We start from the raw sequence: 373 nt of genomic DNA, 5'->3' as shown, positions 1-373 counted from the left end.
GCGAGTTAATTCACGATCATCATGATTAAGGGTTGGATTTAAATCTTCTTGTCTAGCATCCTGTTGTCTTTCATCAACAATAGGTCGTTCTTCTATTGGTTTTTCAAGTTGAGGCTCAATCACAGGCTGTTTTGCTGTGAGTTCTAATTCATATCCTGCAACCATTGCTGCAGTTTCAAGTTTAACTGTCTCTAGATGTTCTCTACTTTGTTCAACCACTCTGTTCAGCTGTTCATTAATCTGTTGAGGATAACGTTGCATTCCTGGTAACTGATTTTCTAGTAACTGCTGAAAGTGATCTGTTCTGACATCTTCAATCAATAAACTACGGACTAAATCATCGTGCGTTAACGGTTGCTCATACAAAGATGGA

1 protein-coding gene is annotated in these 373 nt (G+C 38.3%); it reads right to left on the bottom strand.

The window, feature by feature from the left end:
• Nucleotides 1–373 (bottom strand): hypothetical protein (locus BZK16_RS14415; RefSeq protein WP_158076881.1); only part of this gene is annotated, 373 nt, incomplete at both ends.

It is taken from the genome of Wohlfahrtiimonas populi, assembly GCF_002006795.1.
GTDB classification, from domain to species: domain Bacteria; phylum Pseudomonadota; class Gammaproteobacteria; order Cardiobacteriales; family Wohlfahrtiimonadaceae; genus Wohlfahrtiimonas; species Wohlfahrtiimonas populi.
The sequence above is the reverse complement of the archived record's forward strand: the minus strand, read 5'-3'. Positions and strand labels throughout refer to the sequence as shown.